This window comes from Acidithiobacillus sp. TH-A36 (assembly GCF_057473445.1).
The window spans coordinates 1-6,523 of the sequence record NZ_JBYCKP010000250.1; the positions used below are offsets into that span (position 1 = coordinate 1).

The following is a 6,523-nucleotide window of genomic DNA, read 5'->3' on the forward strand; positions in this document are numbered from 1 at the left end:
ATGTCCGCTTACCCAACCGAGAATAATCCCCACTATGGCCATGGCAGATAGTGCGGGGTAACCGATGAACTGCACCAGCGGTCCTCCCAGAAAAGTACCCAGCACGGTAGCTACCGCGCCACTGGCATTAAATAAACCCATGGCGGCACCCTGGCTGAACGGCGTCAGACGGGCTGTGAGAGTCGTGCCCGAGATGCTTTGCAAAGGCCATACGGCAATAATCAGGACAAAACCCAACAGGGCTACGAAGGTTTTGGGAATGGGTGTAAAAAAGACGGCCAACAGCAGGGTAAAGCCAAGCAGTCGTCCGATGAGCGACCAGCGATATACCCGTCCGGCGCCAAACTTTCCAGAGAGCTGTCCACCCACAGAATAGAGGATCAGGGCAACGGCAGCCGTCACTGCATAGACACTGGAAGTCAAGGCGGGGGCCACACTGTAAGCTTTTTGCATGGCTACGGGAAAATAGGCAAAAAAGGCGGCAACACCGAAAGCCACGGCAAACCAGGAGAACAAAAAACGTCCGAAACGGGTGGACAAGACTTCCTTAAAGCGTTTGCCACCCCGCAGAGATAAATGATGGGAAAAGCGCATTACCCCACCTCCCAACAGTTCGGGACGCCCAAAATTGGCCAGCAGTCGCCAATCCATTTCCCGACGCATCTGGTTGCCAATTTCTGCAGACCAGTCAAAACGTTTTGCAGCAGCGGGCAGACCTTTGGCGCCCAGCCATATGGCTGGAATTAATGCCAGTGCCGAGCAGATTAAACCCATCTTGAAATTGGCCACAAAAGCACTGGCAACCAGTAGGCCGACCACCTGTCCGGCGCCATTAAAAGTCTGCAACCAGCCAAGACGAGGCTCCCAATGGTCTTTGGGATCAAATTCGACAATGAATAAGCTGGCCACGGTGGCCACGGCCGAGGTACCAGCTCCTGCCAGTAGGGCCAGCAGACTCCAGGGCAAAAGCCCCGGAAGAAAAGGCATGAGCGCAAGGGCCATGATCAGCATCAAAAAACCAGCCAAAAAAAGCGGGCGATGCCAGTGTTTGCTGTCTGCCAGAAAGCCCCAGAGCGGTGAACTCAGGAGTCCTAAATTAAATCCCCCCATTACATAGGCGACCCAACTGAGATGATGGGTTAAGCCAACAATCATCAATGGTAAAAGGATGGGGAGGAGGCCTGAAGAAATGGCGCCCAGAAGGGCATAGGACAGAAACCAGACCGATATCCAGCGCCTTGGTTCATTCAGGATTTTCAGCACAGTGGCGAAGCGTGCATGGGCCAGACTTCTGCGCTCCTTGGAAAATATCGGGTTTCCGGGTTGATGCTGTTCGGCTGTTGTTTTTACAGGCATGGCAAGACCCCTCACGTTGAGTGATAAATTGCATTGGTGTAAAAATCATGGGTATATAAAATATTGATGACTATCTGGGTAAATAGTTCAATGTGGCCCGAGAAATGGGTTTGCTTGTCAGTGACCTATGCTTTCTATATGGTGAGATGCATGCATGATTTTAAGCGTTTTGGAGTGATTTTCGGCGAATGTCTGGTCGATGACTTCGGCGACAGCCAGCGCCTTGGGGGCGCGCCCTTTAATGTGGCGCGTCATTTACGCGGCTTGGGAGTGCCCGCCATTTTTATCAGCCAGGTGGGCGATGACATCAATGGCAGGAATATCCTGGATCATATGCGGCAATGGCAGATGCCCTTGTCAGGGGTGGCAGTCAGCAAGACTTTGCCAACCGGGCGTGTGGAGGTGCTACCTGACCCGATAGAAGGTCACCGCTTCGAAATTCTACCCCATCAGGCTTATGACGGCATTCCATTCCCCGAAAAATTACCTGAACCTGTTTCCTGGCTTTATCACGGTTCTCTTGCCTTGCGGGAAATCGGTACATCCCGACAAACCTTGCAAAAATTAGCTTCCATCAGTAACAAGAGATTTCTCGATATCAATTTACGGGCACCCTGGTGGACGCCTGACACGCTTGCCCCGTTACTGACTGATTCATCTATACTGAAATGTAACGTTGATGAATTGGAAACTTTGCTGGCCGTTTATTCGCTACGCTCTTGGCCTGCGCTATGCGACAAGATGCGGGTTTTCGCAGACCATTTTTCATTGGAGTCGGTGTTGCTGACTTGTGGACCGGAAGGCTCTGCCTACTGGGATCATAACGACTTTTATGAAGCCGCTGCTGAACCAGTAAATAATCTGGTGAATACGGTAGGAGCGGGTGATGCATTTTCTGCCGCCTGGTTATGGAGCCTGCTGCGGGGGGAAAGTCCGGAATTACGCCTGCGCCGGGGTGGGGAATTGGCGGCTGCAGTTTGCGCTCTGCAAGGTGCGACGCCGGATTCCCTGGATTTTTATGAATCGTTCATGAGTCTCTGGACCCAAGGCAAAAGTCTGTCTAAACCAATGTGAAGGCACTAGCCCAGCATCAGCTGTGAGGAGAAAAGCCTTTGGCCGAGAATGAACCTTGTTTCAATAAACCCCGGTACCATGGCGTCAGTCCAGCCCTGGATGATGCCTATCGACTGATTGAGGCTGCTGGTGTCTTCTATGGAGGGCAACTGGTGGGTACGGCAGCCAGCGTCGACCCCAAGGCCCCTGCAGAAAATTATGCAGATTGCTTCGTACGGGATTTTTTCCCCGTCGGATTGATTCTGCTGCTGGAAAACCGGGCTGACGTCGTCCGCTCCTTCCTGCATCTGATTATGCAGCTCAGAGGACAGCAGGAAGAACTTGAAGGGCAGCAGATTGCTCCCGGGGTTATGCCTGCCTCGTTTCGCGTGCAGCGTAATGACCGTGGAGAAGAGGAGGTGCTGGCAGACTTTGGTGATCGGGCCATTGGCCGCGTAGCCCCGGTGGACTCGATGATGTGGTGGTCGATGCTTCTGCATGCCTACGTGCTGTATACAGGTGACCTGGGTTTTGCCCACAGCCCCGAAATCCAGCGCATGTTGCGGATGATTCTGAGCCTGTGTTTGCAGAGTCGCTTTGAGGTTTTTCCGACCCTGCTGGTTCCTGATGCCTCCTTCATGATTGATCGACGTATGGGCGTCAATGGTCATCCCATCGAAATTCAGGCGCTGTTCAATGCTACCCTGCGCTGTGCTTCCCTCTTGCTTCCAGAGCAGGGCAGTCAATGGTTGGTGGATTTGGCACAGCGCCGCAGAAACGTATTGCGTTCTTATGTACAGCAGTATTACTGGCTGGATATGGACGTCCTTAACCGGATTTATCGCTTTGAAACGGAAATGCTCGGAGTCAATATTGAAAATCTTTTCAATATCCACCCGGAATCCATTCCTCTTTGGGTCCAGGACTGGCTTCCCGACGGTGCCGGCTTTTTCGTAGGAAATCTGGGGCCGGGGCGTATGGATTTTCGCTTTTTTGCCCAGGGAAACCTGTTGATGCTGGCTACGGGCATGGCCACGACTGCTCAGGCACAGGCGTTGACCAGCTTGATTGAGCAGCGCTGGAATGATTTGCTGGGACGGGTCCCCATGAAACTCGTTTATCCCGCCGTTGAGGGGGATGAATGGCGGCTGATTACGGGGTCCGACCCTAAAAATATCCCCTGGTCTTACCACAATGGTGGCAATTGGCCGGTCATGATCTGGCCCCTGGTGGCGGCAACTATCAAAGCGGGACGCATGGATCTGGCAGAGCGGGCCTGGCAAATGGTTGAGCCACGCCTGTTTGCCGACCGTTGGCCGGAATATTACGACGGCCGTCTTGGACGTCTGTTAGGTCGTCGGGCCAATATCGGACAGGTGTGGAGCGCTGCAGGACTATTACTTGCGCGCTATTTCCTAGATGAGCCGGGTCTTCTGGAGCGGCTGGGGTTCGATGAAACCCTGGACGAAGCCACGGAGAGTGCAGAGGAGTAGGTAATATGTTTCGGAAGCATACGGTGAGGGGTGGATAATGGACAATCGCCCAGAAAGCAAGCCGAACTCAGCCCAACTCCATCTGGTCCTTATCAGCCTTCACGGACTGATTCGCGGCCAGAATCTGGAACTGGGCCGCGATGCGGATACGGGCGGTCAGATTCTCTATGTCGTCGAACTGCTGCGTGCGCTTGCCGCAGATCCTCGGGTCGGGAGGGTCGATCTGCTTACCCGGAGGATTCAGGATGCGCACGTGGCTGATGATTACGCCCGGCAAGACGAGACCCTGCCTGACTTGCCGAAGGCGCATATTATTCGTTTTCCGGCAGGACCTGACGAATACCTGCCCAAGGAAGGCCTGTGGCCCCATCTGGATGGTTTCAGTGATCACGCCATGGAGTATCTGCGCCAGCAATCTCCGAGTCTTATCCATTCTCACTACGCCGACGCGGGCTATGTGGGTATGCGCCTGGCCTTACAACTCGGTGTGCCTCTGGTGCATACCGGACATTCCCTCGGGCGCAGCAAGCGCCAAAGCCTTTTGGCCTCTGGAGAGTCAGAGCGCACCCTGGAGAAAAAATATCGCCTGTCCCAGCGTATCCGTGTTGAGGAAGAAATTCTGGCGACTGCCTCCCTGATCATCACCAGTACCCAGGACGAGATCGATAGACAATACGGGATGTATGATTGGGCTAATGCTGAGCGGATGCGGGTGATTCCGCCAGGGGTTAATGTTTCCCGCTTTGAACCCGGCCCTCAACCCTCGCCGCCCATCAGCACAGAATTGCGCCGTTTTTTACGAGCACCACAAAAGCCACCTATTCTTGCCCTGTCCCGTCCTGACGAACGAAAAAATATTGCCGGTCTGATTCATGCCTATGGCCAAAATCCGGGTTTGCAGACGCGCGCCAATCTGGTGATTGTGGCCGGAACACGCGATGACATTCGTGACATGGCCGCCGGTCCACGGCGGGTATTGACGGAAGTTCTGCTGTTGATTGATCGTTATGATCTTTACGGAAGAGCCGCCTATCCCCGCTACCACCGTCCTGATGACGTACCAGATCTCTATCGCTGGGCGGCAGGCCTGGGAGGTGTTTTCATCAATCCGGCCCTGACTGAGCCATTTGGTCTGACACTCATTGAGGCGGCGGCTTGCGGGTTGCCGATCCTGGCGACTGAAGACGGAGGACCCAAAGATATTATCGCCAATTGTCAAAACGGCGTGCTGATTGATCCCCTGAATGTCGAAGAAATCGGCGAGAAGCTGCTCAGCATGCTGAGCGATAAGGCTATCTGGAAAAGTTATGCCAAGAACGGTATTGCTGGGGTGCGTCGGTATTATTCCTGGCAGACCCACGTTGACCAATACCTGACCGCACTGGATGAATTGCCCCTCACCGTTCCTCAGCGACAAGATATTATCCCGACAGACGAACGTATTACTGCCGATCGGCTGTTGTTTCTGGGTGCCCGTTTGCTTGATCCAGCACCCATTCCGGGGCAACAGGCAGAACTGGTCGCTATGCTGCATCGCCATCGGCGAAAAATGGCCTTTGGTTTGGTCAGTTTTCGTCCCCTCCATGAGTTGCTGGCGCTGCTTAAGCAGCGCCGCATGAACGTTCCTGATTTTCTTATAACCCGTGGAGGGACCCAGATTCATTATGGTTCCAGCCTCTCCCGCGATCAGGGTTGGAGCCGCCACATTGGCGTAGATTGGCAAGGCGATCGGGTATACGACCTGCTTGCAGAAACCCCTGGTGTGCAACTCGTTGGACGCAGCGACCAGGGGCTATACGCTGTACATGGCTTCATTCACAGTGACGTTGTGTTTTCAGGTTTGGCAGCGCTGAATGATCAACTCCGCAATAACGATATACCCGGCCGCCTGATAGCGCTCAATCCGCAGGAATTTCTGGTGGTCCCTCAGCGCGCCTCCTTTGGTTTTGCCATTCGTTATGTGGCGGATCGCCATGACATCGCCCTCAATCACATACTGGTCATTGGCAGCGCTTATGCGGATCTGGATTTGCTGGGAGGTAATATTCTGGCTGCCCAGGTGGGCGGAGAAAAAGATCTGCAACAACATGAGGATATTTATCAATCTCAGGCAAGTGCGCTACCAGGAGTTATGGAGGCCATCACGCATTATGATTTCCTGAGCAATAACGCAGCGACCTGAGCAAGGGAAATGGTGATCTGACATGAATGGAGCAGGAGGCAAGCATGATGAACGCAACAGAGGAAAACATTCCGACAGTATTACTCTGCTGTGATCTGGATCGAACCCTGATTCCTAACGGCAGCCAGACCGAATCCGCACAGGCCCGTCCTTTGTTTCGGGAGCTTTGCGCCCATCCTGCTGTACACCTGGCCTTGGTAACCGGCCGCCATCTGCAACTGGTTACCGCAGCCATTGAGCAATGGCAACTACCTGTTCCCGATTTTATCATCGGTGATGTCGGTACAAGCATTTACACCCGTGAAGAAGGACATTGGCGTCATTGGGATCATTGGTCTGCAGAAATTGGCCCTGACTGGGGAGGAATGACACATCAGGATATTACTACAGAACTTGCCGATATTTCCGCCATCACCTTGCAGCCAGCTGAACAGCAGGG

Annotated in this window: 5 protein-coding genes; 4 read left to right on the top strand and 1 reads right to left on the bottom strand. The window is 53.7% G+C overall.

Annotation, left to right across the window (positions count from 1 at the left end; translation table 11 throughout):
* A partial coding sequence (locus AC2VLY_RS06560) for an MFS transporter (protein ID WP_486921964.1) occupies positions 1-1,356 on the bottom strand: 1,356 nt, incomplete at its 3' end.
* A 150-nt stretch (positions 1,357-1,506) separates the two neighbouring features.
* On the opposite strand from AC2VLY_RS06560, the gene AC2VLY_RS06565 reads away from it, so the two are divergent.
* The 4 genes from AC2VLY_RS06565 to AC2VLY_RS06580 all read left to right on the top strand — a co-directional run.
* Complete coding sequence (locus AC2VLY_RS06565; RefSeq protein ID WP_486921965.1) at positions 1,507-2,430, top strand: PfkB family carbohydrate kinase; 924 nt, start codon at positions 1,507-1,509, stop codon at positions 2,428-2,430.
* Between the two features lie 38 nt (positions 2,431-2,468).
* Positions 2,469-3,902: a glycoside hydrolase 100 family protein gene (locus AC2VLY_RS06570; RefSeq protein ID WP_486892545.1), complete on the top strand. Its 1,434-nt coding sequence runs from the start codon at positions 2,469-2,471 to the stop codon at positions 3,900-3,902.
* A 37-nt stretch (positions 3,903-3,939) separates the two neighbouring features.
* Complete coding sequence (locus tag AC2VLY_RS06575) at positions 3,940-6,084, top strand: HAD family hydrolase (protein ID WP_486921966.1); 2,145 nt, start codon at positions 3,940-3,942, stop codon at positions 6,082-6,084.
* A gap of 44 nt (positions 6,085-6,128) precedes the next feature.
* The coding region (locus tag AC2VLY_RS06580) for an HAD family hydrolase (RefSeq protein WP_486892543.1) at positions 6,129-6,523 on the top strand (395 nt) is incomplete at its 3' end.